The 26,537-nt window shown below is 72.3% G+C and carries 28 protein-coding genes; 14 read left to right on the top strand and 14 right to left on the bottom strand.

Annotation, left to right across the window (positions count from 1 at the left end; translation table 11 throughout):
• The first annotated feature begins 13 nt into the window (after positions 1-13).
• Positions 14-616, top strand: a complete 603-nt coding sequence (locus AW274_RS10400) for a DUF1275 family protein (RefSeq protein ID WP_062430833.1) — start codon at positions 14-16, stop codon at positions 614-616.
• Here the strand turns inward: AW274_RS10400 and AW274_RS10395 are convergent.
• From AW274_RS10395 to AW274_RS10385, 3 genes are all read right to left on the bottom strand, one after another.
• Positions 564-2,366, bottom strand: coding sequence for an elongation factor G (locus AW274_RS10395; protein ID WP_062430832.1), 1,803 nt, complete (start codon positions 2,364-2,366; stop codon positions 564-566). The genes AW274_RS10400 and AW274_RS10395 overlap by 53 nt on opposite strands.
• A 231-nt stretch (positions 2,367-2,597) precedes the next feature.
• The gene (locus AW274_RS10390; protein WP_062430831.1) at positions 2,598-3,263 is read right to left on the bottom strand and encodes a response regulator; all 666 of its coding nucleotides are present in this window, start codon (positions 3,261-3,263) and stop codon (positions 2,598-2,600) included.
• Complete coding sequence (locus AW274_RS10385; RefSeq protein WP_063813211.1) at positions 3,260-4,822, bottom strand: ATP-binding protein; 1,563 nt, start codon at positions 4,820-4,822, stop codon at positions 3,260-3,262. Before AW274_RS10385 ends, AW274_RS10390 begins: the two co-directional genes overlap by 4 nt.
• Before the next feature lie 142 nt (positions 4,823-4,964).
• Here AW274_RS10385 and AW274_RS10380 point away from each other — a divergent pair, with 142 nt between their 5' ends.
• From AW274_RS10380 to AW274_RS10370, 3 genes are read left to right on the top strand one after another with little or no spacing between them, the layout of a single operon-like run.
• Positions 4,965-5,927: a tripartite tricarboxylate transporter substrate binding protein gene (locus tag AW274_RS10380; RefSeq protein ID WP_198169122.1), complete on the top strand. Its 963-nt coding sequence runs from the start codon at positions 4,965-4,967 to the stop codon at positions 5,925-5,927.
• Complete coding sequence (locus AW274_RS10375; protein ID WP_062430830.1) at positions 5,927-6,409, top strand: tripartite tricarboxylate transporter TctB family protein; 483 nt, start codon at positions 5,927-5,929, stop codon at positions 6,407-6,409. The genes AW274_RS10380 and AW274_RS10375 overlap by 1 nt, the downstream gene beginning before the upstream one ends.
• A 1-nt stretch (position 6,410) precedes the next feature.
• On the top strand, positions 6,411-7,910 hold the full coding sequence (locus tag AW274_RS10370) for a tripartite tricarboxylate transporter permease (RefSeq protein ID WP_062430829.1): 1,500 nt from the start codon (positions 6,411-6,413) through the stop codon (positions 7,908-7,910).
• Here AW274_RS10370 and AW274_RS10365 read toward each other — a convergent pair.
• The gene (locus AW274_RS10365; RefSeq protein WP_062430828.1) at positions 7,889-8,815 is read right to left on the bottom strand and encodes a TetR/AcrR family transcriptional regulator; all 927 of its coding nucleotides are present in this window, start codon (positions 8,813-8,815) and stop codon (positions 7,889-7,891) included. The genes AW274_RS10370 and AW274_RS10365 overlap by 22 nt on opposite strands.
• Before the next feature lie 92 nt (positions 8,816-8,907).
• Here AW274_RS10365 and AW274_RS10360 point away from each other — a divergent pair, with 92 nt between their 5' ends.
• Entirely contained in the window at positions 8,908-10,038 is a 1,131-nt protein-coding gene (locus AW274_RS10360) for a cytochrome P450 (RefSeq protein WP_062430827.1), read from the top strand.
• Here the strand turns inward: AW274_RS10360 and AW274_RS10355 are convergent.
• Together AW274_RS10355 and AW274_RS10350 are read right to left on the bottom strand one after the other, a co-directional pair.
• Positions 10,035-10,322, bottom strand: coding sequence for a hypothetical protein (locus AW274_RS10355; protein ID WP_062430826.1), 288 nt, complete (start codon positions 10,320-10,322; stop codon positions 10,035-10,037). The genes AW274_RS10360 and AW274_RS10355 overlap by 4 nt on opposite strands.
• Positions 10,319-10,711, bottom strand: a complete 393-nt coding sequence (locus AW274_RS10350; RefSeq protein WP_198169121.1) for a hypothetical protein — start codon at positions 10,709-10,711, stop codon at positions 10,319-10,321. Before AW274_RS10350 ends, AW274_RS10355 begins: the two co-directional genes overlap by 4 nt.
• Positions 10,712-10,765: 54 nt before the next feature.
• On the opposite strand from AW274_RS10350, the gene rraA reads away from it, so the two are divergent.
• The 3 genes from rraA to AW274_RS10335 are packed head-to-tail and all read left to right on the top strand — an operon-like array spanning position 10,766 to position 12,170.
• The gene (gene rraA, locus AW274_RS10345) at positions 10,766-11,242 is read left to right on the top strand and encodes a ribonuclease E activity regulator RraA (RefSeq protein ID WP_062430825.1); all 477 of its coding nucleotides are present in this window, start codon (positions 10,766-10,768) and stop codon (positions 11,240-11,242) included.
• 5 nt (positions 11,243-11,247) lie between these two features.
• Positions 11,248-11,739: a DinB family protein gene (locus AW274_RS10340; RefSeq protein ID WP_157519984.1), complete on the top strand. Its 492-nt coding sequence runs from the start codon at positions 11,248-11,250 to the stop codon at positions 11,737-11,739.
• A gap of 56 nt (positions 11,740-11,795) precedes the next feature.
• Positions 11,796-12,170, top strand: coding sequence for a DUF2255 family protein (locus AW274_RS10335; protein ID WP_062430823.1), 375 nt, complete (start codon positions 11,796-11,798; stop codon positions 12,168-12,170).
• On the opposite strand, the gene AW274_RS41890 is transcribed toward AW274_RS10335, so the two are convergent.
• Positions 12,167-13,444 (bottom strand): C40 family peptidase, encoded by a 1,278-nt coding sequence (locus AW274_RS41890; protein WP_232320058.1) that lies wholly within the window; start codon positions 13,442-13,444, stop codon positions 12,167-12,169. The two genes, AW274_RS10335 and AW274_RS41890, sit on opposite strands and share 4 nt — an antisense overlap.
• Before the next feature lie 182 nt (positions 13,445-13,626).
• Between AW274_RS41890 and AW274_RS10325 the strand changes: the two genes are divergently transcribed.
• On the top strand, positions 13,627-14,001 hold the full coding sequence (locus AW274_RS10325; protein ID WP_062430821.1) for a DoxX family protein: 375 nt from the start codon (positions 13,627-13,629) through the stop codon (positions 13,999-14,001).
• Position 14,002: 1 nt separating this feature from the next.
• Here AW274_RS10325 and AW274_RS10320 read toward each other — a convergent pair whose 3' ends face one another.
• Entirely contained in the window at positions 14,003-14,794 is a 792-nt protein-coding gene (locus AW274_RS10320) for an alpha/beta hydrolase (RefSeq protein ID WP_062430820.1), read from the bottom strand.
• 113 nt (positions 14,795-14,907) lie between these two features.
• Entirely contained in the window at positions 14,908-15,636 is a 729-nt protein-coding gene (locus AW274_RS10315) for an alpha/beta fold hydrolase (RefSeq protein ID WP_198169120.1), read from the bottom strand.
• Between the two features lie 96 nt (positions 15,637-15,732).
• Between AW274_RS10315 and AW274_RS10310 the strand changes: the two genes are divergently transcribed.
• Positions 15,733-18,339: an AAA family ATPase gene (locus AW274_RS10310; protein ID WP_062430818.1), complete on the top strand. Its 2,607-nt coding sequence runs from the start codon at positions 15,733-15,735 to the stop codon at positions 18,337-18,339.
• On the opposite strand, the gene AW274_RS10305 is transcribed toward AW274_RS10310, so the two are convergent.
• A complete protein-coding gene (locus AW274_RS10305) occupies positions 18,276-18,911 on the bottom strand; it encodes a phosphatase PAP2 family protein (RefSeq protein ID WP_198169119.1) in 636 nt (211 codons plus the stop codon). The genes AW274_RS10310 and AW274_RS10305 overlap by 64 nt on opposite strands.
• A gap of 90 nt (positions 18,912-19,001) precedes the next feature.
• Here AW274_RS10305 and AW274_RS10300 point away from each other — a divergent pair, with 90 nt between their 5' ends.
• Positions 19,002-20,231 carry a sensor histidine kinase gene (locus AW274_RS10300; RefSeq protein ID WP_062430816.1) on the top strand — a complete coding sequence of 410 codons (1,230 nt, stop codon included), beginning with the start codon at positions 19,002-19,004 and terminating at the stop codon, positions 20,229-20,231.
• A 1-nt stretch (position 20,232) separates the two neighbouring features.
• Here AW274_RS10300 and AW274_RS10295 read toward each other — a convergent pair whose 3' ends face one another.
• Positions 20,233-20,916 (bottom strand): response regulator transcription factor, encoded by a 684-nt coding sequence (locus AW274_RS10295; RefSeq protein ID WP_062430815.1) that lies wholly within the window; start codon positions 20,914-20,916, stop codon positions 20,233-20,235.
• Between the two features lie 82 nt (positions 20,917-20,998).
• Between AW274_RS10295 and AW274_RS10290 the strand changes: the two genes are divergently transcribed.
• From AW274_RS10290 to AW274_RS10280, 3 genes are read left to right on the top strand one after another with little or no spacing between them, the layout of a single operon-like run.
• Positions 20,999-22,021 carry a sensor histidine kinase gene (locus AW274_RS10290; RefSeq protein WP_083973970.1) on the top strand — a complete coding sequence of 341 codons (1,023 nt, stop codon included), beginning with the start codon at positions 20,999-21,001 and terminating at the stop codon, positions 22,019-22,021.
• On the top strand, positions 22,018-22,686 hold the full coding sequence (locus tag AW274_RS10285; protein ID WP_062430813.1) for a response regulator: 669 nt from the start codon (positions 22,018-22,020) through the stop codon (positions 22,684-22,686). Before AW274_RS10290 ends, AW274_RS10285 begins: the two co-directional genes overlap by 4 nt.
• 32 nt (positions 22,687-22,718) lie before the next feature.
• Positions 22,719-23,843 carry an alpha/beta hydrolase gene (locus tag AW274_RS10280; RefSeq protein WP_062430812.1) on the top strand — a complete coding sequence of 375 codons (1,125 nt, stop codon included), beginning with the start codon at positions 22,719-22,721 and terminating at the stop codon, positions 23,841-23,843.
• Positions 23,844-23,917: 74 nt separating this feature from the next.
• Here AW274_RS10280 and AW274_RS10275 read toward each other — a convergent pair whose 3' ends face one another.
• From AW274_RS10275 to AW274_RS10265, 3 genes are read right to left on the bottom strand one after another with little or no spacing between them, the layout of a single operon-like run.
• Positions 23,918-24,670, bottom strand: coding sequence for a hypothetical protein (locus tag AW274_RS10275; protein WP_062430811.1), 753 nt, complete (start codon positions 24,668-24,670; stop codon positions 23,918-23,920).
• A gap of 31 nt (positions 24,671-24,701) precedes the next feature.
• Entirely contained in the window at positions 24,702-25,790 is a 1,089-nt protein-coding gene (locus AW274_RS10270) for a sensor histidine kinase (protein WP_063813207.1), read from the bottom strand.
• Positions 25,791-25,804: 14 nt separating this feature from the next.
• Positions 25,805-26,452: a response regulator transcription factor gene (locus AW274_RS10265; RefSeq protein ID WP_062430810.1), complete on the bottom strand. Its 648-nt coding sequence runs from the start codon at positions 26,450-26,452 to the stop codon at positions 25,805-25,807.
• Positions 26,453-26,537 lie beyond the last annotated feature (85 nt).

The following is a 26,537-nucleotide window of genomic DNA, read 5'->3' as shown; positions in this document are numbered from 1 at the left end:
TACGTCCCCTGACATGCGGATCATGTGGGGTACGACCGCGCTGGCCTGCTGCGCCGGCGCGGTCGACCTCTTCACCTTCCTCGAACTGGGCGGCGCCTTCGCCGGCATCATCACGGGCAACGTGGTGACGGCGGCGTCGGGCAGGTGGCTCGCCGCCCTGACGGCCGTGGCCGGTTTCGGCGCCGGCGCCTACGCCTGGGCGGTGACCTTCCGTTCGAGACGCACCCTGGGCCTGATCGCCGAGTTGGTCCTCCTCGTCGTCGTGGCCGTCGGCTGGATCGGCACCGGCACCCGCCCCGACCTGTCAGGACAGCTGGTCCTGCTGGCCCTGGCGGGCATCGCGATGGGCGGCCAGAGCGCGATGATGCTGGGGCTGCACCCGAACACGACGTACATGACCGGCGTGCTGACCACCTCCCTCCACGACCTGGCGACCGGCCGGAGGGACACGTTCGTGACGGCCCTCCGGCAGATCGCCGCACTGGCGATCGGCGCGGCGGCGACGGCCATGCTGCTGGTCGTCAGCCGCCCGTTCGCCCCGGTCCTCGCGGTCCTCCTCCTGATCACCGCGATCTTCCTGCTGCCGCCAGGGCGTACCCCGCCGGTCTCGTCGTGAAGGCTCCTCGGCCCTGGGTGCGGCTGCGGAGCCGGGTCGCGTAGCCGAAGACCTCGGCCAGCGGGACCGTCGCCGTGATGACGACCGTGCCCGGTCTGGCCTCCGTCCCGGAGACCTGGCCCTTTCTCGCGGCCAGGTCGCCGAGCACGCCGCCTGCCAAATCGTCGGGGACCGTCACGGTCACCTCGGTGACGGGTTCCAGGACCGCCATCTCGCACGAGCGCAGCGCCTCGCGCAGGGCGAGGCGGCCGGCCGTGCGGAAGGCCAGTTCCGAGGAGTCCTTCACGTGCGTCGCGCCGTCGGTCAGGGTCACCCGCAGGCCCATGACCGGGTGCCCGCCGAGGGGTCCTTCGGCCAGGGCGTCGCGGCACCCCTGTTCGACCGCTTTCACGTACTCCTTCGGCACCCGGCCGCCGACGACCGTGCTGGCGAAGGCGAACGGCTCGGCGCACGGTTCGACGTCGAGGCGGACGTGGGCGTACTGGCCCGCGCCGCCGTCCTGTTTGACGTGCCGGTAGAGGACGCCGGTCACGCCCGTCACGACGGTCTCCCGCAGGGCGACCTGCGGGGCGCCGACACGGATGGTGAGGCCGCGGTCGCGGCGGATCTTCTCCACGGCCACCTCCAAGTGGAGTTCTCCCAGGCCGGACAGGATGGTCTGGCCGGTCTCCGGGTCGGTTCGTACACGAATGGATGGGTCTTCGTCGGCCAGGCGGGCCAGCGCGACGGCGAGCTTCTGGTGCTCCGCCCCGGTCGCGGCCTCGACCGCGACCGACACGACCGGTTCGGTCGTCGACGGGGGCTCCAGCACGAGCGGCGCGGCCGGGTCGGTCAGCGTCGTGCCCGTTCGCACGGACTTGGGTCCGGTGACGGCCACGATGTCGCCCGCCTCGGCGCGGTCGAGGTCACTGTGCCGGTCGGCCTGGATCCGCAGGATGCGCGACACCCGCTCGGTCTTCCCGGTCGTCGCGTCGAGGACGGTGTCGCCCTTGCGCAACGTGCCCGAGTAGACCCGCAGGAACGCGGTGCGTTCGGCCACCTTGAACACCAGCCCCGAGAACGGCCGCTCCTCGACGCGCGGCTCCGGCAGGTAGGCCACCACGGCGTCGAGCAGCGCCTCGATGCCCTGGTTCCGGTAGGCCGACCCGCTGAGCACGACGACCGCCTCGCCCGAGAGGGTCAGCTCGCGCAACGCCCGCTGGAGCGTCGCCGGGGAGACGTTCGGGTATTCGTCCAGGACGTCGGGATGTCGCTCCGCCACCTGTTCGACCAGGCCGGGACGCCCGAGCACCAGCGGCACCGGATGCAGCCGCCGCCGGATCGCCTCGACCGTCGCGTCGAGATCGGCCCCGGGCCGGTCCATCTTGTTGACGAACACGATCCGCGGCACGCCGTAGCGGTCGGCCCGCCGCCAGACCGCCTCGCTCTGCGGCTCCACCCCCGCCACCGCGTCGAACACCGCGACCGCCCCGTCGAGCACCCGCAACGACCGCTCGACCTCGTCGGAGAAGTCGACGTGCCCGGGGGTGTCGATCAGGTTGATCTGCGCGCCCCGCCAGTGACAGGTCACCGCCGCCGCGAAGATCGTGATCCCGCGATCCCGCTCCTGCGGGTCGAAATCCGTGACGGTGGTGCCATGGTGCACTTCACCCTGCTTGTACGTCGCCCCGGTCGCGAACAGGACACGCTCGGTGACGGTGGTCTTGCCGGCGTCCACGTGGGCGAGGATGCCGATGTTGCGGAGAGTCATGGCCGTTTCTCTTTCGAGAGGTGAATCCGGAAAGGACGGCGCGATGAAGCCCTCTACGAAGAGAGAGCCAGCCGGAATCGGGCGCGCAGCCGAAGCCGGGCACCGGAAGACACGCGGATCACCTGGAAGGTACGGAGGGGCACGGCGGCATACCGCATGACGTCCCCTCCCGTTGATCGGCCTGACTGGCAGGGCGACGGTAGCAAAGAGGGCCCACCGGCATAAAGCGATTTATGTGGCCCAGCGGTAGCGGTGTTCCGGGCGGCCCGCCGTGCCGTACCTCGGCCGGAGCTCCGCCTGCCCCGTCGCGCACAGGTACTCCAGGTACCGCCGTGCGCTCACTCGTGACAACCCCGTCGCCGCCGCCGTTTCCGCCGCCGACAGGTCGCCGCCGTTGGTGCGCAGGGCGTCGGCCACCAGGGCGCACGTGGCCGTCGACAGGCCCTTGGGCAGGGCGGCGCCCCGGTTGGTGCCGCCGAAGAGGCGGTCGATGTCCTCCTGCATGGCCGGGCCTGCTGCGGCCAGGCGGCGGCGTGACTGGGCGTACTGGTCGAGGCGTTCGGTCAGTTCCGCTGCGGTGAAGGGTTTGACCAGGTAGTTGACCACGCCGGCGCGTAGGGCGGCCCTCACGGTGTCCATGTCGTTCGCGGCGGTGATCATCAGGATGTCGACGGGATGGGCCAGGCCGCGCAGGTGGTGGAGGACGTCCAGGCCCGACATGTCGGCCATGTAGACGTCGAGCAGGACCAGGTCGGGGCGCAGGTCCTCGACCGCCGTGATGGCGGCGCGGCCGCCGTGGGCGGTGCCGACGACGGAGAAGCCGGGGACCCGGCCGACGTAGCCCACGTGGATGCGGGCCACCATGAAGTCGTCGTCGACGACGAGAACCTTGATCATCCTGACCGCCTCGGCAGGAACGCGGTGAAGACGGCGCCGCGCTCGTTGTGCACCTTTACCCAGCCGCCGCGACGTAGGCAGGCCTGCCGCGTCAGCGCGAGGCCCAGGCCGCGCGGGCCCGACTGGGCGGCCTTGGTGGTGAAGCCCTCCCTGAAGACCTCTTCGGCCAGGTCGGCCGCTATGCCGGGGCCGTCGTCGCCGACCCGCACGTGCAGGCCCTCCTCGGTCGTCCGGACGCAGACCTCGACCGTGCCGCCCGTGTCGTCGAGGGCGTCGAGGGCGTTCGCGACCAGGTTGCCGACGACGAGGACGGCGTCGTGGGGGTCGCCCAGGGTGCCCTCGTCGACGCGGGCGTCGTCGGCCAGGCGCAGGGCCGCGCCGCGTTCGGCCGCCTGGGCCGACTTGGCCAGCAGCAGGGCCGCCAGGGTCGGGTCCTTCACGTGTTCGCGGATGTCGGCGGCGTACTGGCCGCCGGCCGATTCGGTGATGTAGCGGACGGCCATCTCCTGTTCGCCCAGTTCCAGCAGGCCGACCACGGTGTGCATGCGGTTGGCGAACTCGTGGGCCTGGGCGCGCAGCATGTCGGTGGTGTTGCTGGCCTCGTCCAGCTGATGGGAGAGGCGGATCAGCTCGGTGCGGTCGCGCAGCGTCACCACCCAGCCGCGGTGCTGGCCGCGCACCTCGACGGGGGTGCGGTTGAGCACGAGGGTGCGGCCGTGGCGCAGCACGATCCGGTCGTCGCCGACGTCGTCGCCGGCCATGACGTCGCGGAGGCGGTCGTTGGACGGCAGGTCGTCGAGGGAGCCCGGGACGTCGCCGAGGAGTTCCTGCGCGGCGTCGTTGATCAAGGTCATCCGGCCGTCGAGGTCGAGGGCGACCACGCCCTCCTTCACGCCGTGCAGCACGCCCTCACGCTGTTCGAGCAGGCCGGCGATCTCCTTGGGCTCCAGGCCGAAGGTCTGGCGGCGCACCCGCCGGGTGATGAACGCCGCCGCGGCCGAGCCCAGGACCACCACGCCGAAGACCGTCCAGATGAGCGGCGGGAGGGCGTCGCCCAGTTCGGCGGCGACCGTCTGCTCCAGTATCCCGACGCTGGCCAGGCCGATGACCTGGCCGTCGAGGCCGAAGATCGGGGCCTTGCCGCGGACCGAGGTGCCGAGGGTGCCGGTCTGCACGCCGGTCCACTCCTCGCCCGTCTTCATCACCTCGCTGCCGTCGGTCGACAACTTCTGGCCGATCAGGGCGGCGTTCGGGTGGGCGTAGCGGATCTCGTCGCGGTTGGCGATGACGACGTAGTCGGCGCCGGTGGCCTTCTGCACGCTCAGCGCGATCGGCTGGAGCGTCTGCTCCGGGTGGGGGTCGTCGAACGCCTCCCGGACGCCGGGCAGCCCGGCCACCGACTCGGCGATGGCGAGGGCCCGCTGCTCGTGCTGCTCGTTGAGCTGGCGGCGGGTGTGGCCGACCCAGACGGTCGCGGTGCCGACGACCGTGAGCAGCACGATCACCATCTGGAGGACGAAGAGCTGGGTGCCCAATGAGGCGTTGAGCAGCCGTTTCACGCGTTCACTATAGGTGCGGGCGCCGAAATCCGGGTCGTGACCAATACGACCTATATGACGTCAATCACATAAAGGATCGACGGATCGTGCGGGTTCGCTCAGCATCCTCACCACGTTCAGGTAGACGGTGTAGGAGTCGGCGATGCGACTGAAACTGATATTGGCGGCGGCTCTGCTCACCGCCGCCACGGCATGCGGTGCGGGCTCGTCCGGCGGCGGGACCTCGGCTCTCAAGATCATGGCGCCGGCCGCGCCGGGCGGCGGATGGGACACCACGTCCCGGACCGCCGAGCAGGCGTTCAAGTCGGCCGACCCGAACCTCAAGGTCGAGGTCTACAACGTGCCCGGCGCCGGCGGCACGATCGGCCTCACCCAGCTCGTCGGGGAGAAGGGCAACGGCAACCTGCTCATGACGATGGGCCTGGTCATGGTGGGCGCCATCGAGCAGAACAAGTCCCAGGTCACCCTGGCCGAGACGACGCCGATCGCCAAGCTGACCGAGGAGTACGAGATCGTCGTCGTCCCGGCGAACTCGCCCTTCCAGAACCTGCGCGACCTGGCCGCCGCCTGGCAGGCCGACCCCGCGAAGGTCGCCGTGGCCGGCGGTTCGGCCGGCGGCACCGACCACATCCTGGCCGGGCTGATGGCCAAGGCCGCCGGGGTCGACCCGAAGCTGGTCAACTACATCGCCCACTCGGGCGGCGGCGAGGCGCTGAACTCGCTGCTCGGCGGCAAGGTCGCGATCGGCATCTCGGGCATCGGCGAGTTCGCCGAGCACGTGAAGTCGGGCAAGCTGCGCGCCCTGGGCGTCTCGTCGCCCGCGCGTCTCGAGAGCATCGACGCGCCGACGCTGAAGGAGGGCGGGCTCGACGTCGAACTCGCCAACTGGCGCGGGTTCGTGGCCCCGGGCGGGCTCGACGACGCCGCCAAGCAGTCGCTCACCGACCTGGTCACCAAGATGCACGACTCGGCGGCGTGGAAGGACGCGGTGGCCAAGAACGGCTGGAGCGACGTCTTCCAGACCGGGCAGCCGTTCGCCGACTACCTGGCGGCCGAGGAGACCCGGGTGAAGGGCATCATCGCCGAGATGGGGCTCGTGTCCTGATGCGGTGGAAGAACCCGGAACTGCTGCTCGCGGGGGCCGTGCTGGCCCTGGGCGTGTTCGTCATCGTCGGCACCGCCGACGTGACGGCGGCGGCGTCGACGCTCGGGCTGGGACCGCGGTTCTTCCCGATCATCGTCGGCTCCGCCATGATCGCGACCGGCGTGTTCTACGTGGTCGACGTGCTGCGCGGCGGTCAGGGCGACCCGGAGGAGAGCGAGGACGTCGACCCGTCGGCGACCTCCGACAAGAAGTCGGTCGCCCTGATCAGCGTGATCTTCCTGGCGTTCGCCGTGTCGGTCGACCTGCTGGGCTGGATCATCGCGGGGGCGTTGTTGTTCTTCGGGGTGTCGTGGGTGCTCGGGGCCGAGAACCGGCTCCGGGCCGGGGCGCTGGCGATCGTGCTGGCCGTGGCGTCCTACCTGGCCTTCGTGAAGGGCCTGGGCGTCACGCTGCCCGGCGGGCCGCTGGAGGGGCTGATCTGAGATGGACTCCTTCCAGCTCCTGCTCGACGGCTTCGCCACGGCGTTCACGCCGGTCAATCTCCTGTACGCCCTCGTCGGCGTCACCCTCGGCACGCTCGTGGGCGTGCTCCCCGGCATCGGCCCCGCGATGACCGTGGCGCTGCTCCTGCCGATCACCTTCAACGTGCCGCCGGCCAGCGCGTTCATCATGTTCGCCGGGATCTACTACGGCGGCATGTACGGCGGTTCGACCACGTCGATCCTGCTGAACACGCCGGGCGAGAGCTCGTCCATGATCACGGCTCTCGAAGGCAACAAGATGGCCCGCCGGGGCCGCGCCGCCCAGGCGCTGGCCACGGCGGCGATCGGTTCGTTCGTCGCCGGTACGATCGCCACCGCCCTCCTGGTGGTGGCGGCCCCGCTCGTGGTCGACTTCGCGATCTCCTTCGGCCCGGAGGACTACTTCGCGCTGGCGATCCTGGCCTTCACGGCCGTGTCGTCGGTGTTGTCGCGGTCGGTCGTGCGGGGTCTGGCGTCGCTCGGCATCGGCCTGGTCATCGGCCTGATCGGCATCGACCAGCAGACCGGCCAGGCCCGGCTCACCCTGGGCATCCCGCAGCTGCTCGACGGCGTCGACGTCGTCGTGGTGGCCGTGGGCCTCTTCGCACTCGGCGAGGTCCTGTACGTCGCCTCCCGGCTCCGCCACGGCCACCCCGAGGTGATCCCGGTGGGCCGCGCCTTCATGGGCCGCTCCGACTGGGCCCGGTCGTGGAGGCCGTGGCTGCGGGGCACCGCGCTGGGCTTCCCCTTCGGCGCGCTGCCCGGCGGCGGGGCCGAGATCCCGACCTTCCTGTCGTACTCGGTGGAGAAGCGCCTGGCCAAGGGCCGGGAGTTCGGCGAGGGCGCGATCGAGGGCGTGGCCGGGCCCGAGGCGGCCAACAACGCCTCGGCGGCCGGCACCCTGGTGCCGCTGCTGACCCTGGGCCTGCCGACGTCGGCCACCGCGGCGATCCTGCTGGCCGCCTTCCAGCAGTACGGCCTGCAGCCCGGACCGCAGCTCTTCGACCACAACCCGGCCCTGGTCTGGGGCATGATCGCGTCGCTGTTCGTCGGCAACGCGATGCTGCTGGTGCTGAACCTGCCGCTGGCCCCCCTGTGGGCCCGGGTGCTGCACATCCCCCGGCCCTACCTCTACGCGGGCATCCTGCTGTTCGCCGCCCTGGGCGTCTACGCGCTCAACGCGTCGTGGGTGGACCTGGTGGTCCTCTACGTGCTGGGCCTGATCGGCTTCGCGATGCGCCGCTTCGGCCTGCCGCTCGCCCCGGCGGTGATCGGCCTGATCCTCGGGCCGATGGCCGAGATCCAGCTCAGGCGCGCCCTCGCGATCGGGGCGGGCGACGCGACGGTGCTGGTGACCAGCCCGATCGCGGCCGTCCTGCTGATCCTGTCGGCGCTGATCCTGGGCGTCCCCCTGGCCCGCCGTCTGCTGGCGAGACGGCGTCAGGTCGACGCGACGGCGTGACAGGAGCCGAAACCCTCGGCCCTGGCCACGATGCGGCCGTTCGCGACCCGGACGGCCGTCTCCGTCGTGTCTCCTCCCGGCGGCCCGTAGAGCACCCGCAACGACGGCGCCGCCCCGAGGGGCCGCAAGCAGTTGACGGTGTCGCCGATGACGAGCTCGGCCAGCAGCGCCAGTTCGTCGCCGGCCGCCAGGATGAGGGTCACGTCGTCCGGCGTGGCCCTCATCGCCTCTTCCACGGCCGACACGCGGTGGGGCGCGAGGGTGACGACGACCCCCTCGGGCAGGCCGCCGGCCGGTTCGTCGACCACGTCGACCTGGGCCGCGAACGCCAGGTGGGGCGGCGGCCAGGAGTCGTCGAGGTCGAGGGCGGCGAGGTGCTCGCAGGCGCGGACCACGTCGAACAGGTCGGCGAAACCGCTGAACTGGCCGGCGCCGTGGAGGATCGTGAGGGCCTGCTCCGCGACGCGGACCTGACGGCCGGCGGCGGGGTCGAGGCGTTCGAGGGTCAGCCCGAGCAGGATCGCGCTCAACTTCACCAGCTGGGCGAATGGCTTGCGGGTCGTCTCGTCGGCCATGACCTCGGGCAGCAGGTCGCGGCCCAGCCAGGGCTCGGAGCTGATCGGCACGCCGGTCAGCCAGGCGCGGGCGAAGGCGCGGAGGGCCTCGGCCCGGGTGGTCGCGGGGTCGGCGGTGACGACCGGACGCCCGGCGGCCAGCACGGCGAAGTAGAGCGCCCGTTTGCCGGGGAAGTTGGAGTAGACCGCGCCTCGGGTGAGCTCGGCCCGCTCGGCGATGTTGTCGATCTTCGCGTCGCGGAAGCCGTACAGGAGGAATTCGGCCCGCGCGGCGGCGAGCACCTTCTCGCGGGTGAGCCGTTGGTGCTCCACACGGGACAACCGCGCCATTTCGCCTCCGCCTTGCCGGATCTACCCGGCCAGAATAGCGTCGCCATCCAGATGTTCTCATCATCTGAGTTCCGAAAACATCCGGAGAGCCGATGTACGAGATCGACCTCGCCGCCACCATGGGCGACCCCTTCGGCGTCTACGGCCAGGCCAGGGAGGCGGGCCCGCTCGCGGTCCTGCGTATGCCCGGCGCGCCGGAGTGGATGGTGGTCACCCGCTACGACGACATCCGGGCGGCGCTCTCCGATCCCCGGCTGGAGATCCGGTCGGACAGCTTCATGCGTCCCGAGGTGCCCGACGACTGCCTGCCGTACATGCGGACCATGAGCGAGATGAACGGCGCCGAGCACGCCCGCCTGCGCAAGGCCGCCACCCCGGCCTTCACCCCGCGCCGGGCCGAGGCGTTCCGCGCCCGGATCACCCGGATCGTCGCCGGGCTGCTCGGCCCGCTCGACGGCGAGACCGACCTGATCCCCGCCTTCACCCGCCCGCTGCCCATGGACGTCATCTGCACCCTGGTCGGCGTCCCCGACGACGACCGCGAGCGGTGGCGCGCCTACGGCCGGGTGGTCGACACGCCCGGCGGCCCCGGCTTCGCCGAAGCGATCCCCGGCATCATGGCCGGGGCGAAGGCGGCGGTGGCCCGGCGGCGCGCCGAACCGGGCGACGACCTGCTGTCTGATCTGGTGGCCTCGGAGCTGACCGACCAGGAGCTGGTGACCCTGGTCTGGCACCTGATCCTGGCCGGTCAGACCCCCACGAACCTCATCGCCAACGCGGCGCTGGCCCTGCTCACCCACCCGGAGCAGCTGGCCCTGCTGCGTGACAAGCCCGAGCTGATGCCGCGCGCGGTCGAGGAGCTGACCCGCTTCTGCGGCCCGACGTTGTTGTCGATCCCCCGCTACGCCCGCGAGCCCATGGAGCTGTGCGGCGTCGAGATCGCCGCCGGCACCCCGGTGACCTGCGCGCTCGCGGGCGGCAACCGCGACCCGAGGGTGTTCGAGGCCCCCGACGAGCTCGACGTCACCCGCGACCGCGCCCCGCACCTGGGCTTCGCGCACGGCCCGCACTTCTGCGTCGGCGCCGCCATCGCGCGGGTGACGACCCAGGTCGCGCTGACCGAACTGCTCAGGCGCGACCTGGAGCTGGCCGCCGACCCGGCGACCCTGCGCACCCCCGACCCGGGCACCTACCGGCTGACCTCGCTGCCGGTCAGGCTCTAGCGTTTCCGCTTGCCGCCGATCACGATGATCTTCTGCCGGCCGTCGGCGAAGTTCGAGGCGACCGACGCGTTGACGCTGTTGGCCGACCCGTTCACGTTGGAGAAGTTGCCGCTGTTCACGCCGTTCTTGCGATTGCGGTAATTGCCGCTGTTGTAGCTGTTGCCGACGTTGGTGATGGCGCCGCGGTCCTTGGTGACGTTGGTGATGCCGGCCGACGCGATCGGCCCCGGGCCGCCCCCGGCCATCAGGGCCGGGACGATGGCCAGCGTCGCGATGATCATCATCTGCGCTCCCCGATCTTCGTCTTCTGCGGCCCGTTGGCGAGGTTGGCGCTGTTGGCGGAGTTGTTGCTGCTGGTCGACCCGTTGGCGTTGGAGAAGTTCCCGCTGTTCACCGGGTTCCCCTTGTTGAAGTAGTTCCCGCTGTCGGTCGAGTTCCCGCTCGCGATGGCGCCGTTCACGCAGAGCGTCGGCGAGTTGTCGACCGGCGAGTTGTAGTTGATCAGCCGGTTGCCGCAGACGAGGCTCGGCACCAGCCCGACCACCGTGCCGAGGTCGGCTCCGACGAGCCCGCCCAGCAGCGAGCCGTCGGGGTCGGCATGGGCGGCGGGCGCGCTCAACGCCACACCGCCGGCGGCCACGAGGGCCACGAGAGCCCGGAGCAAGAACCTCATGGTCCGGCACCCTAGTGACCGGACGATGACCGAGGGTGACGGCATGCGAGGATCATGCACATGTCCACCGCCGATCTTTACGACGAGCATGGCGAGGCCCTGCAGTCGTGCAGCCTCCAGTTCCGTCAGTACGGCTCCCGCCGCGCCTTCCACGGCACGATCACGACGCTCCGCTGCCACGAGGACAACGCGCTGCTCAAGTCGATCCTGGAGGAGCCCGGCAACGGCCGCGCCCTGGTCGTCGACGGCGGCGGCTCCCTGGAGGCCGCCCTGCTGGGCGACGTGATCGCCGGCACGGCCGCCGCCAACGGCTGGGCGGGCGTGGTCGTCAACGGCGCCGTCCGCGACGTCGTCGCCCTCGCGGCCATCGACCTGGGCGTCAAGGCCCTGGGCAGCAACCCGCGCAAGAGCCACAAACACGGCCTCGGCACCCGCGACGTCGCCGTCATCTTCGGCGGCGTCATGTTCCACCCGGGCGCCACGATCTACAGCGACGACGACGGCATTCTCGTGACCACCCGAGGAAGATGACCGACATGACCACAGACCAGGAACGCGCCGACCTCCTCGAGTCCCTCGCCGCGCAGCGCCGTTTCCTCCGCCACGCCGCCACCGGCCTCACCGACGAGCAGGCCCGCCTCCGCCCCACGGCGAGCGACCTTTGCCTCGGCGGCATCGTCAAGCACGTCACCCTGATGGAGGCCGGCTGGGCCCGTTTCGCCTCGGGCGGCGCGGCCGCGATGCAGGCCGTCCAGGTCGACTGGGCCAGCCAGTTCCGCATGGAGGACGACGAGAACCTCGACGACCTGCTCGCCATCTGGGAGGGCACCGCCGCCGCGACCGACGAACTGGTCCGCACCCTCGACCTGGACCTGGTCCACGAACTGCCCAAGGCACCGTGGTTCCCGCCGGGCGCGACCCGCTCGGCCCGCCGCGCCTTCATCCACCTGGTCGGCGAGATCGCCCAGCACGCGGGCCACGCCGACATCATCCGCGAGTCGATCGACGGCCAGAAGACGATGGGCTGACCGGCGTCGGCGAGCCTCCGGCCCAGGTCGGGTGTCGCGTCAGAGCATTGACGACCATGACATGGACTCAGGCCGAGCTCACCGCCATCGCAGAGGCCGAGGAGCTCGAGATCTCGCCTCAGCGAACCGACGGCAGCTTTCTCAAGCCCGTCACCGTCTGGGTCGTGCGGCACGACGACGACCTCTACGTCCGCTCCTACAAGGGTGAGGACGGGCGGTGGTTCCGGGCCGCGCGGGAGCGGAGCGAGGGGCACGTCTCCGCCGGCGGGGTGGGCAAGGACGTGCGGTTCGTGCCGGAGGACGACTCGATGGTCAACGACGGGATCGACCTGGCGTACCGGATGAAGTATCGCGACCAAGATCCGGCCTACGTCGATCCGATGGTCGCCGGGCCGGCGAAGGCGACGACCATCCGGCTCGTGCCCCGTTAGGCCGCGACGCGGTAGAAGCCCGGCAGGCGGTCTCTGCTCACGTCGATCGGGTCGACCCTGATGACCGTGCCGGTGCGCAGGGCGTTGATGACCTTGCCGTCGCCGATGAAGACGGCCACGTGGCGGGTGTCCGACGGGCCGCGGCCGTAGAAGACGAGGTCTCCGGGGCGGCCCGTCGCCGACCTGGTCAGCTTCCTGAGCTGGCCGTTGGTGTTCTCGCCGCCCAGGACGTCGCGGCCGTAGGCCAGGTGGTAGACCCAGCGGGCGAAGCCCGAGCAGTCGACGCCGAAGGTGACGTTCGCGCGGCACGGGAGCGGGCCGGAGTACCAGTTGCAGGTGCCGAACGACGGGCCGGGGGCCGAGCCGTGGCCGCCGCCCCACGCGTAGGGGACGAAGCCGCCGGCCCAGCCCTGCATGGCCTGGCCGTCCTTGATGGCGGTGGCGATCTTCACGATCTCCGAGCCGGGGGTCGGCTCGGGCGGGGCGCAGTCGGCGGCCGTCGTGACGGCGTTGCCCATGAAGCCGTCGGTGCCGAAGGTGAAGACGGCGCCGTCGCCGGCCGCGAGGGTGTAGCCCTCGGCGGTGGCCGCCGCGACGCCGATGATCGGTTCGGCCAGCCGCAGGGGCGCCGCCGAACCGTGGAAGGCGGCTCCGGCCAGCGCGAACACCGCGCCGTCGGCCCCCGCGAGGACCAGCCCGGCGCCCGCCGAGGTCGCGGAGACGATGGGCGCCTTCAGGTCTGAGGGCTTTTTCGGTACGGCCGCCGCGTCCCCGTAGGCCCAGACCGAGCCGTCGGCGGCGACGAGCCAGTAGCCCTTCCCCGACGCGGTCGCCACGATGTCGACGACCGCGTGCTTGCGGGCCGTGCGGCTGCCGTCGGGGGCGACCACGGTGCCGTCGGCGGTGGTCAGCCAGAGGCCGGTCTCGGTCCGCGTCGACCCGACGACCGGTGAGGTGAGCGCGGGCGCGGCGGTGCGGGCGGGCTTCGCGTCGCCGTACGCCCACACGGTGCCGTCGGCCGCGGCGAGCCAGTAGCCCTCGCCCGACGCGGTCGCCTCGATCGCCACCGCGGGCTTGCCCGGGAAGCCGAACAGCTTCGCGGTGCCGTACGCGTGCACGCGGCCGTCGCGGCCGGCCAGCCAGTAGCCGCCGTCGACGGACGTGATGCCCGCGATCTCGCCCGGCGGGCAGTCGTCGGCCGGCGCGGCGGCGCGGGCCGGGACCGCCACGAACGTGGCGAGCAGCAGGACACAGGCGAGCACGATCCTTCGCATGAAGCGGAGCATGCCGGGCCATCACCGGCCTTAAGGGTCACTGGTGACGATTGGTATGACAGGGAACCCGGCAGCCGCGCCACGACGTCTGATCCGGGTGCGCCTAGGGCATGCCCGCCTCGACGCCCCGTGTGAAGGGGGACTAGGTTTCGGTTGAATCTTCAAGTCACAAAGGAAGCTCCATGAACATAGCCCTCTGGGTCGTCACGGCCCTCCTCGCCCTCACCTTCCTCGGCGCGGGCGCGATGAAGATCGGCCGCCCGAAGGAGGAGCTGGCGAAGTCGGGCCTCGCGTGGACCGAGGACTTCACGGCCGGTCAGGTCAAGGCGATCGGCGTGGTCGAGGGGCTGGGGGCGTTCGGGCTGGTGCTGCCGGGGGTGACCGGGATCGCGCCGATCCTCGTCCCGATCGCGGCGGCCGGGCTGGCCGTGGCCATGGCGGGCGCGGTGCTCGTGCACGTGCGCCGCAAGGAGCTGCCGCAGGCCATCCCGGCGACCGTTCTGCTGGTGCTGACGGTGTTCGTCGCGTGGGGCCGCTTCGGGCCCTATCCGCTCTGATTCACTTGGCGTGCTTGAGCGCCCACTCCAGGACGTAGTCGGCGATCCCCTCCCAGCCGGGGGCGGCGGGCAGCAGGTGCGGGTAGCCCTCGTAGTGCTTTACCTCGGTGATCGTGTCGGACTTGTAGTGCTTGGCGTTGGAGTTCTGGATGGCCGGGGGCATGATGTGGTCTTCGCCGGCTGAGACGAAGAGCAGGGGCGCCCGGTCGTCGTTGTGGTAGTCGACGGCGACGGCCTGTTTGCCGGGCTGGAAGTTGGCCAGCACGCTGTCCCACAGGATGCGGCCCGACACCGGGATGGCGTAGCGCTCGTACAGGGCGCGGGACTCGTCTTCGGGGAAGGTGTTGGTGAAGGCGTACTTCCACTGGTCGTACTCGATCGGCACGGCCTTGTGGTGGTTGGCCGGGCTCTTCAACACCGGGAAGGTCGACTTCACCTGGGTCAGCGGGACGACCCGCACGCCCTCGGTGGGGGCGGAGTTGAGCGCGACGCCGGCCGCGCCGTAGCCGTGGTCGAGCAGGATCTGGGTGAACGCGCCGCCGGCCGAGTGGCCGATGATGATCGGCTGCTCGTCGAGGTCGCCGATGACCTTCTCCAGCTTCTCGATGATCTGCGGGACGCGCAGGTCGACGATCGGCGTCGGGTCGGCGCGCAGCGCCTCGACCTCCACCTCGAAGCCCGGGTAGCCGGGGGCCAGGACGCGGAAGCCCTTGGCCTCGTAGTGTGTGATCCAGTGCTCCCAGGAGCGGGGCGTGACCCAGAAGCCGTGGACGAGGACGATGGTGTTCGTCATTTCGGGGTTCCCTTCGCCGGTCGGGCTGACGTCTACGAAGTTAGGCCGGGGCGTTTCCGGCGGAATCTGTCAGATGACTGCATCCGCGTACTGATGGGACAATCGGCGGGTGGTCACGCCAGGAAGGCCAGCACCTGTTCGTTCCACTGCTCGCCGTGCGTGAGCGGAGCCCCGTGGGGGGCGTCGGCGATGGTCAGCAGGGTCGCGCCCGGCACCCGCTGCTCCTCGGCGGGCACGAACGCGTCCGCCTCCCCCGTCACGACCAGGGTCGGCGCGTCGAGCCGCTTCAGGTCGGGCTCCGGGTCGGCGTCCCGCCAGGCCAGCAGCGCGTCGGCGGTGCCCTTCGGCGACGCCTCCGAGGCGTGTCTCAGCAGGTAGCGGCGGGTCTGCTCGTCGAGCGCCTGGTCTCCGTCCACGGCGAACATGCGCAGCAGCACGTCGTCGAGCATGGGCAGGCGGTGCCGCACGGCGGCGTGCAGGTCGGCCGCGAGCGGGTCGGGGAACAACACCGGGCTCGCCAGCACGAGACGGCGCACCCGCGCCGGAGCCGAGACGGCGTAGCCCACGGCCTCGGCCGCGCCGGTCGAGAAGCCGACCAGCGACACCCGGTCGAGCCCCAGCGTGTCGACCAGCACGCCCAGGTCGGCGAGGAGGGTCGGCGGGTCGTAGCCGTCCCAGGGTTGCGACGACCGGCCGAAGCCGCGCCGGTCGTACGCGATGACCCGCTTCCCGGCCGCCACGAACGGCCCGGTCTGGGCCTCCCAGAAGCGGTGCGACAGCGGCCAGCCGTGGATCAGCACGACCGGCTCCCCCTCGCCGAAGTCCTCATAGAAGAGGCGCACGTCGGAACCCACTCGTAGCCAGGACATTCGACCAGCGTTCCCGTCCGGGCCGGCGCTGCAATCAGTCAATTGACTGCACCTCGGAGGAGACGCGCGATGGACCTGATCGGCCGGGAGCGGGAGCTGGCCGTCCTCCGGGGCGCGATCGACCGCGCGCCGGGGGTGCTGCCCAACGTCGTGCTGCACGGCGATCCGGGGGTGGGCAAGTCGGTGCTGCTGGAGGCGGCGCTGGCGTACGCGCGCTGCCGCGGGATGACGATCCTGGGCGGCACCGGGTTCGAGAGCGAGGCCCAGCTCGCCTTCGCCGGGCTGCACCAGCTGTTCGCGCCGGTGATGCACCACCTCGACCGGATCGAGCCGTTCCACCAGGACGTGCTGCGCCGGGTGCTCGGCCTGCGCGAGGGCCCGGCCCCCGACCGGCTGGCGATCTCGGTCGCGTCGCTGGCCGTGCTGGCGGCGGTGGCGCAGGACGGGCCGGTGCTGGTCGCCGTCGAGGACGCCCACTGGGTCGACCATCCGACGCGTGAGGTGATGATGTTCATCCTCATGCGGCTGCGCGCCCACGACCTGCGCGCGATCTTCGCCCGCCGGCCCCTGACCGCGACCGAGCGGGTGACGCCCGGCATCAACATGGTCGAGGTCGGCCCGCTCGACGACGAGGCGTCGGGCCGGCTGCTCGACCTGCTCCACCCGGGGCTGCCCGAGTCGGTACGGGCGCGGGTGCTGGCCGAGGCGGCCGGCAACCCGCTGGCGATCACCGAGTTGCCGCAGACGTCGGTCGGGGTGGAGCTGCTGCCGAGCGGCGCGCCGCTGCGCACCCGGCTGGAGACGGCGTTCGCGGGCCGGGTGTTGTCGCTGGAGCCGAGGGTGCGTACGACCCTGCTGGTCACCGCCCTCGACGGCGACCGGCTGGAGCACCGGGCCGAGTTGTCGCCCCACGACCTCGTCGAGGTCGAGCGGCTCGGGCTGGTCACGCGCGACTCGACGCCGTCGGGCATGCGGTTCCGGCATCCGCTCGTCCGGTCGGCGATCATCAACACGGCCGCGCCCGACGAGACCCGGCGGGCCCACGCGGCGCTCGCCGACCAGCACCGCTCCGACCCCGAACGCCGGATGTGGCACCTGGCCGCCGCCGCCGTCGAGCCCGACGAGCACCTGGCGGCCGAGATCGAGGCGGCCGCCCGCGCGGTCAGCCTGCGCGGCGGCTCCGGCCTGGCGGTGAAGGCTTTGCAGCGGGCCGCCGAGCTGACCCCCGACCCGGCCGCGAAGGCGGCCCGGCTGGCCCACGCCGCCGAACTGGCCGGGGAGTCGGGGCAGCTCGGCCTGGCGCAGGAGCTGCTCGACGAGGCCCATCGCGGCGACCCGGCCCGCGCGCTGGTCACCCGCGCCCAGATCCTCCTGCTGCGCGACGGCGACCTCGACGCGGCCCGCCGCCTGCTGCGCGGCTCCCCGGGCGCGGGCCCGCTGGTACGGGTGATGGCCGCCTCCTACGCCCAGGACGCCGACCACTGGGCCGAGGTGAGCGACGCCGTGGCGGGCTGCGACGACGACCACGTGCGGCTGCTGCACGACGTGCTGCGCGGCGACGGCACGGCGGGCCGGGTCAGGTCGGCCTTCGACACGCTGCCCGCCGACACCCCGCCCGGCCGGATCGCGGCGCTCTGCCGGGCGGCCACCCATCTCGACCTGCTGCCCGAATACCGCGACCGGATCAGGGCCCTGATCGACGGCGAGACCGGCCAGGGCGCGGTGACCCACGCGGCGAGCGGCTACTGGCTGGCCGCCCACGACCACTTCCTGGCCGGTCGGTGGGACGCCGCCGAGAGCGCCGCCAACGACGGCCTCGACCTGTGCGTCCGGCACGACCTCGAACTGCTCGCCCACGACCTGCGGTGCAGCCTGGGCTGGATCGCCGCCGGGCGCGGCGACGTCGACAGCGCCCGCGAGTACGCCCGCACGGTCGACCACTGGGCCGCCCCGCGCGGGTGCGCGCTGCACCTGTCCCTGTCGGCCCGCAACCTGGCGCTGGCCGCGATGGCACATGGCGACTACGAGACGGCGTACACGCACTGGACCGCGGTCAGCCGCCCGGGAGAGATCGACCCCTTCGTCGCCTACGCCCCCTGGGCGGTGTTCGAGCTCGTCGAGTCGGCCGTGCGGACCGGGCGTCTGGAGGAGGCCAGGGCCCACGTCGCGGCGGCCTCGGCGCTGACCGACCGGGCGCCCCGGTTGCGGCTGCACGTGCTGGCCGCCCAGGCGCTGGTCGCGCCGGACGACGAGGCGGTGGCCCGGTTCCGGGCGGCGCTGACCCTGCCGCGGACCGAGCGGTGGCCGTTCGACCACGCGCGGGTGCGGCTGGCCCTCGGTGAGCTGCTGCGGCGGCGGCACCAGCCGGGCGAGGCCCGGCCCGAGTTGCGCCGGGCGGCCGACCTGTTCGCCGGGATCGGCGCGACGGCCTGGCGGCAACGGGCCGAGCAGGAGCTCCGGGCGACCGGCGTGGCGGTGACGCAGACGCCGAACGCGGCCCACGGGCTGACCGCGCAGCAGCTGGAGGTGGCCCAGCTGGCGGCGTCGGGGCTGAGCAACAAGGAGATCGGCGAACGCCTCTTCCTGTCGCCGCGCACCGTCAGCGCGCACCTCTACCGCATCTTCCCCAGGCTGGGGATAACCTCGCGGGCGGCCCTGCGCGACGCCCTGGGATGACCCGGCCCGCCGTTGAGCACGATGACCGACGACGCCGCCACCGCGACGACCGCCGCCAGCACGTCGGTGGGATAGTGCACGCCGAGATAGACGCGGGCCAGCATCTGCCCCGCCACGAGCACCATTCCGACCGCGACGACCCACCGCCGCCCGACCAGTACCCAGGCGGCGACCGCGACGGCGGCCGTCAGGCAGACGTGCCCCGACGGGAAGCTCGTGTCGCCCATGTCGCCGAGCATCGAGAAGCCGACCGGCGGCCGGGGCCGGTCGAAGAGGATCTTCAGCAGCGCCCCGAGCCCCCACCCGGCCAGCACCACCAGAAGCGCCCGCACCGCCTCGGGTGTGCGTACGACCAGGGCGAACACCCCCATGGCGAGCGAGATGACGACCCCCGCCTCGGTGCCGAAGAGCAGGTTCAGGAGCAGGGCGACCCCGGTGAGGAACGGGTTCCTCGCGTCGTGGACGATCTGGGCCAGCGCCCCGTCGACGGCCGTCCAGGCCGGGATCTCGGCGACGATTCCGAGCACCGTCACGAGAACCAGCAGGGGCAGCCCGACGACAAACCTGATCACCATTTCACGCTAGGGATGACCTGGTCAGCGGCCGATGAGGGTTTGGTTAACCCTCCGTTCACTTTCTCTACCAGCTGGGACGATACCGGCATGACGCCCGAAGGGACCCCGCTGCGGCAGCGCGCGCTCGCCGCGATCCTCGGGGTGACCGCCCTCGCGATCGTGTTGTTCGCGGTGCCGCTCGCGGTGCTGACGAACGACCGCTACCACGACCGGACCGCCTCCGACCTGGCCCGCAGCGCCTCCCGGCACGCCACCGCCCTCCGCGACGACCCGACGGTGCTGCCCCGCGAGGACGACGAGGACATCCTCATCGGCCTCTACTCGAAGGAGGGCCGGCTCACGGCCGGGGCCGGCCCGGCGACCTCGCCCCTGGCGGCCCGCACCGTCCGCGACGGCCTGCCCCACCAGGGCGAGGAGGGCGCCGACTACGTCGCGGCGGCCCCGATCCCTTCGGGGACCGGCGTGGTCAGGGTGGCGACCCCGGCGGAGGAGGTCGACGAGGAGGTGTACGAAGCCTGGCAGCTCATCGCGATCCTCGCGCTGGCCGCGCTGGGCGTCGGCGCGGCCGTGGCCATCTACCTGTCGCGGCGGCTGGCGATCCCCCTCGAACGGCTCACCGGCGCCGCGCAGGCCCTCGGCGACGGCGACTTCACCGTACGGGCCCCCAAATCGGGTGTCCTGGAGGTCGACCAGGCGGGCGAGGCCCTCGCGGCCACGGCCGGGCGGCTCGGCGAGGTGCTGGCCCGGGAGCGGGCGTTCAGCGGCGAGGTGTCCCACCAGCTCCGGACCGGTGTGACCGGCCTGATGCTGGGCCTGGAGTCGGCGCTCGACCGGCCCTCGCCCGAGAAGGTGGCCAAGGCCATGGCGCGGGCCGAACGGCTGCAGACCATCATCGAAGACCTCGTCACCCTCTCCCGCGACAGCGGCCACACCCCGCTCGACCTGCCGGTCCTGATCGCGGAGATCCGGGCCGACTGGGAGGAGGTGACGATCCGCGTCGACGACGACCTCCCGGAGGTGACGGCCTCGACGGCGGCGGTCCGGCAGATCCTGCTCGTCCTGCTCGACAACGCCCGCCGCCACGGCGCGGGCCAGATCGCCCTGACCGTGACCGACGTCGGGGCGGGCATCGCGCTGAACGTGTCGGACGAGGGCGAGGGCGTGCCCGAGGGCCGCGACATCTTCGGCCGCATCCCGCGCGACGGCCACGGCATCGGCCTGGGCCTGGCCCGCTCGCTGGCCGAGGCCGAAGGCGGCCGGCTGATCCTGCGGCGCGACCGCCCGCCGACCTTCAGCCTCCTGCTGCCGAGCCGCTGAGTCAGGGCTCCATGCGGTAGCCGCGCCCCCGGACCGTCGTGATGCGGGGCGCCCTGCCGCCGGGCTCCTCCAGCTTGCGGCGCAGCGCGAACACGTGGACGTCGAGGGTCTTGGTCGAGCCGAACCAGTTCTCGTCCCAGACGCGGTCCATCAGCTCCTCGCGCGTGACGACCTCGCCGGGCTGCCCGGCCAGCACCGCGAGCAGGTCGAACTCCTTGGGCCGCAGCGACAGCTCGATCCCGTCGAGGTAGGCCCGCCGGGCCGCCACGTCGAGCCGCAGCCCGCCGACCGACAGGGCCCGTCCCGGCGACACCACCGCCTGCCGCCGCAGGTGGGCGCGCAACCGGGCCATCAGCTCGGCCAGCCGGAACGGCTTGGTCAGGTAGTCGTCGGCCCCGGCGTCGAGGGCGACCACCACGTCGAGCTCCTCGGTCCGGGCGGTCAGTACGACGATCACCGCCTCGGGCGCGGCCAGCCGCAACTTCCGGCAGACCACCACGCCGTCGACGTCGGGCAGCCCGAGGTCGAGCAGCACCAGGTCGGGCGCCCCGTCGTGGGCGGCCTCGATGGCCGCCCGCCCGGTGACCGCCAGTACGGGGACATAGCCGTTGACGCCGAGGGCCTCGACCAGTTCGGTCCCGATGACCGGGTCGTCCTCGACGACGAGGACCTTCGCAGCTGCCACCCGTTCATCCTGCCGGATCACTCCCACCACCCCTACCTGAGAGTGACGCGGACCAGCCGCCGCTCTTCCTACCGTTGGAGCCATGAGGTTCGGACCGCTTCCCCGCGCACTGGTCGTCGTGGCCGCCGTGCTCCTGGCCATGACGGGCGACGACCAGCTCGCCCAGATCGTGGCCGTCGTGCACGCCGCGATGCTGGTCGCGGCCCTGTGGTGGCCGGTGCCCGCCTGGGCCGCGTCGAGCGTGCTGCTCGTCTGGGTGCAGCTCACCCATCCGCCGGGCTCCAACGACACGATGTACGGATGGCTCGTGCAGGCCGGGATCGTGCTGCTGCTGGCCCTGAATCTCGACACCGGGAAGACCGCCCTGTTCACCGCGGCCGGCGTGCTGCCGGTCCTGCCCGGCGGCCCGGTCGCCGTGGTCGCGGTCGCGGGGGCCGGGGCGGCCGGGTGGCTGATCCGCAGCCGCCGGGACGCTCAGGCCGCCCTCGCCGAGGAACGAGGTGAGCGGGCCCTGCTCGAAGAGCGCGCCCGGATCGCCCGGGAGCTCCACGACGTGGTCGCCCACCACATGTCGGTGATCGCGATCCAGGCGGACGCGGGCCCCCACCGGGTCGCCGACCCGCCGCCGGAGCTGACCGAGGCGTTCGCCACGATCCGGTCCACCGCGCTGGAGGGGCTGGGTGAGCTGCGCCGACTGCTCGGCGTGTTGCGGGCCGAACCCGGCGTCGCCCCGCAGCCGTCGCTGGCCGACCTCGACCGGCTGGCCTCGGGCGCCACTCTGGAGACCACCGGCGACCTGGCGAACGTCCCGCGCGGGGTGGGGCTGAACGCGTACCGGATCGTGCAGGAGGCGCTGACCAACACGATGCGGCACGCGCCCGGCGCGGCCGTCACGGTGCGGGTCGTCCGCGACGACCGCGAGCTCCGGATCGGCGTCGTGAACGCCCGCCCGCAGGACGGGCCCAGGGCCTCGGCCGGGGCCGGGCACGGCATCCTGGGCATGCGGGAGCGCGCGGCCATGCTGGGCGGCACCCTCACCACCGGCCCCACCGCCGACGGCGGCTTCGCCGTCAGCGCCGTGTTGCCCCTCACGGAGACGTCATGACCATCCGCGTGCTCATCGCCGACGACCAGGCCATGGTCAGGGAGGGCTTCTCCATCCTGCTCGGCGTCCAGCCGGGGATCGAGGTGGTCGGCACGGCCGTCGACGGGGCCGACGCCGTGGCCAAGGCCGCCGAGCTGGCGCCCGACGTGATCGTCATGGACGTCCGGATGCCCGGCGTGAACGGCATCGAGGCCACCCGGGAGATCACCCGCACCCTCCCGGCCCGCGTGCTCATCCTCACCACGTTCGACCTCGACGAGTACGTCTACGAGGCGCTGCGCGCCGGAGCCGGCGGCTTCCTGCTGAAAGACGCCTCGGGCGACCGGCTCGCCGAGGCGGTCAGGGTCGTCGCGGCGGGCGACGCGCTGCTCGCGCCGACCGTGACCCGCCGCCTGATCAGCCAGTTCGCCCGGCAGGGCGGGGTCCCGCTGCCCGACGTCAGCGAACGGATCGCCGGCCTGACCGAACGGGAGACCGAGGTGCTGGTCCTGGTCGCCCGGGGCCTGTCGAACACCGAGATCGCCGCCGCCATCCACGTGGCCGAGCAGACCGTCAAGTCCCACGTCGGCCGCATCCTGTCCAAGCTCCACCTGCGCGACCGCACCCAGGCGGCCGTCTTCGCCTATGAGACCGGCCTGGTCACCCCCGGCCGGATGACCTTCTAAGGAACCCCCTCATGACAAGAGTTCTCTTTCGCATGCTCAGAATCCTGATCGCCCTCGTGGCCTCGCTGCTCGCCTTCGTGGCCGGGGCGCTCGTCCTCGGCGGCTACGTGCCCGCGATCCCGAAGGCCGGCGTCATCGGCCCGGTCCTGACCGGCCAGTATCCGCTGCACGTCGCCCTGATCGGGCTGGCCGGCCTGCTGCTCGGGCTGCTGGCGCTGCGGCTGGGCCTGCGGCGGTGGGGCCGCGTGCTGACCGTGGTCACCTCGGTCGCCACCGCCGGGGCGGTCGTCGTGGCGGGCCTGCAGGCCAAGGCGGCCTACGAGGCCGGGACCGACGTCCAGTGGGCGGAGATGTTCACCCAGATCGCCTACCCCGGCGCGAAGCCCGACGTCACCGAGACGTTCACCGCCGACCTGCAGGCCGACGTCTACCTGCCGCGCGGCGCCTCGGCCAGGACCCCGGCGATCGTGCTCGCCCACGCGGGCGGCTTCCACACCTTCGACCGCGCCGACCTGCGCGGCACCGGCCGCTGGCTGGCCGACCACGGCGTGGCCGCCGTCGCCGTCGACTACCGCCTGTCCGCCCCGGGCGCGCCCACCTGGGACAGGGCCCCGCAGGACTTCGTCTGCGCCCTGGCCTGGACCCGCGCCAACGCGGCCCGCTTCAACCTCGACGTCGACCGGTTGTCGATGGGCGGCATGTCAGCCGGTGGCGGCCTGGCCCTGAACGCCGCCTATCGTCTGCGGGCCGGGGAGATCACGTCGAGCTGCGGCGACGTCCCGCCGCCTCCGGCGAGCGTGGTCGGGTTCTACCCGGTCACGGACGTGTCGGAGATGTGGACCCGGAACATCGACGGCAGCCGGAACGCCGCGGTGCTCTACACCGGCGGCAGCCCGTCGGAGTTCCCCGGCCGCTACCGCGAGGTCTCCCCGAAGACGTTCGCCCGGCCGGGCCTCATGCCGACCCTCCTGGTCGTCGGAGACCGGGACCGCAGCGCCCGCCCCCAGGACGTGACCGCCTTCGCCCGGCTGCTGGAGGACCACGGCGTCCCGGTGACGACGGAGATTTTGCCGTTCGCCGAGCACGCCCCCGACGACGCCTACGGCAGCCTGCCCGCCCAGCACAGCCGCCGGATCCTCCTGGACTTCCTTTTATAGAGTTATTGATTTGGTTACCATACAAACTAAGGCGTAAGGCCCCGCCGCACGCTCCCCGGCGGGGCCTTTACACGTCACTCGTTCGGCAGCAGATACCGCCACGACAACACGAACACGCCCGCCTTCGTCTCGAAGATCGGCAGCCCGGCGTCCGGGACCGGCGGCGCGACCTTGACCAGAGCCGGGACCTCCGCCCCCGTCAGGTCCTTCTGCCACACCGGGTCGATCTGCCCCGACGGCTCCGGCACGCCCGCCGGCCACGGGGTGCGCTTGCCCTCGGCGGTCGGCACCGACTCGGCGGCCAGCCGGATGCGGTCGGCGGTGTAGGGCTCCTTCTTCTCGGCGGCCTTGGCGGCCAGGCCGTCGAAGAGCTTCTTGGCGTCGACGAGCTCCTTGGGGTAGAAGTCGGCGACCTGGTCGAGCGCCTCGGCCTTGACCTCGATCATCTTGCCGTCGTCACCCACGACGCCCAGCACCGTCGCCGGGATGTCGGTCACCATCGGCGCGCCCGGCTTCGGCGTGGCGGTGGGGGGCTGCCCGGTCAGGTACTTCTTCAACGCGTCCACGGTCTGGGTGACCTCGGCCGCGGAAATGGTCATCTTGTACGCCGCGTCGGCGATCACCAGGCCGTCGCCGTAGACGACGACCCGGGGGGCGCGCAGCACGTTCGTGCTGGCGGTGACGAACCCGCCTTCGGCCCGCAGCACCGCGACCGGCGTGGCCGGCGCGTTCTGCTCCGGCTCGGCCGCGGTCGCGGCGAGTTCGCCGCCGCCACAGGCCGTGACCAGCGACAACAGGGCCACCAGCAGGGTGGTTCTCAGTCTCATGCCCCAGAGACGTAAGGCCGGTCGTGGTGGTTCACCGGGTCCGCGGCAGCCGTACGGTGACCGCGAGCCCGCCGTCCTCCCTGGGCCGCGCGGCGACCGTGCCGCCGTGGGCGGTGGTGATGGCCCGCACGATCGACAGGCCGAGCCCGGTGCCGCGCTCCGACCGGCGCCGGAACGGCTGGAAGATCGTCTCGACCTCGTACGCCGGCACGACCGGGCCGGTGTTCTCGACGGTCAGCTCGACCTCGGCGCCGGCCGCCCGCGTCGTCAACCACGCCCGCCCGCCGGGGGCGTTGTGCCTGACGGCGTTCTCGAACAGGTTCTGCACCAGCCGCTCCACCAGCACCGGATCGCCCTCAGTCGGCGCTTCGGCCACCTCGTGGACGACCGTCACCTCGCGGTCGAGGGCCTCGGCCGCGCCCAGGTCGACGACGTGGTCGACCACGTCGGCCAGGTCGAACGCGGTCGTGTCGGTCAGCGCCTGCTCCCCCTGCGCGAGCGCGAGCAGCCCGTCGATGAGCCGTTCGTGCCGTTCGTTGACGACCAGCAGCGACTCGCCCAGCCGCACCACCTCGTCACCGGCCCCGGCGCGGCGGACGGCCACGTCGACGAGGGTCCGGTTGACGGTGAGCGGGGTGCGCAGCTCGTGGGAGGCGTTGGCGATGAAGCGGCGCTGGCCGTCCTGGGCGCGGACCAGCCGCCCGAGCACGCCGTCGAAGATGTCGGCCAGCTGCCGGATCTCGTCGTCGGGGCCGTCGTAGCCGATGCGTTCGGTCAGGTCGTGGCTGAGCGCCACCCGCCGCGCCGCGACGGTCACCCGGCGGGCGGGGCGCAGCGCCCACCCGGCCGCCTGCCAGCCGGCCGCCGCCGCGATCAGGGTCGCGGCCAGCACGACCAGGCCGCCGAAGCCGCGCACCCGCTCCTGGGTCTGCTCCAGATAGACGCGCTTGACCGCCTGCTCGTAGAGGCCCGACAACGACGGGCCGCCGCCGTCGGAGGAGAAGACCAGCGTCGTCGTCTCCTGCGGCAGCGGGCCCATCGTGCTCTGCACGACGAGGAACACGCAGGTCAGCAGGGCCGCGCCGATGAGCAGCATCACCCCGCCGAACAGCAGCGCCATGCGGGCCCTGATGCTCAGGGCAGGCGGTAGCCGACGCCGGGCACGGTCTCGATGACCGCCGGTTCGCCCAGCTTGCGGCGGAGTTTCATCATCGTGGTCCGCACCGTGTTGGTGAACGGGTCGGTCTGTTCGTCCCACACCTTCTCCAGGAGTTCCTCGGCCGACACCACGCCGCCACGCGCCCGCAGCAGCACGGCCAGCACGCCGTACTCCTTGCGCGCAAGCGGCACGTACCGCCCGCCCCGGAACACCTGCCGGTGGGCCGAGTCGAGGCTCAGATCGCCGCGCCGCAACACCGGCGGGTCGGCGGGGCCCGAACGGCGGCCGAGGGCGCGCACCCGGGCCACCAGTTCGGCGAACGCGAACGGTTTCGGCAGGTAGTCGTCGGCTCCCAGGGCGAGCCCGGCGATCCGGTCGTGGACGCCGCCCAGCGCGGTCAGCATCAGCACCCGCACGCTCCCGGCGACCGCGCGGCAGATCTCGTCGCCGTGCACGTCCGGCAGGTCGCGGTCGAGCACCAGCACGTCGTAGTCGCGGGCGGCGAGCAGGGTCAGCGCGGCGGCCCCGGTGTAGGCGACGTCGGCGGTCATCGACTCGGCGGCCAATCCGGCCACGACGGCGTCGGCGATCATTCGTTCGTCTTCGGCGACCAGCACCCGCATTCGGCCCAGGATGTCAGAAGGCGAATAACGGGGGCATAACCGATTCTCGTCACGCCGCCCCTACGAGAATGCTGGTGGACTCCCG

This window comes from Herbidospora daliensis, assembly GCF_001570585.1.
Lineage (GTDB): Bacteria > Actinomycetota > Actinomycetes > Streptosporangiales > Streptosporangiaceae > Herbidospora > Herbidospora daliensis.
Note: the sequence above shows the minus strand (reverse complement) of the source record. Positions and strands in the feature narration are given on the sequence as shown.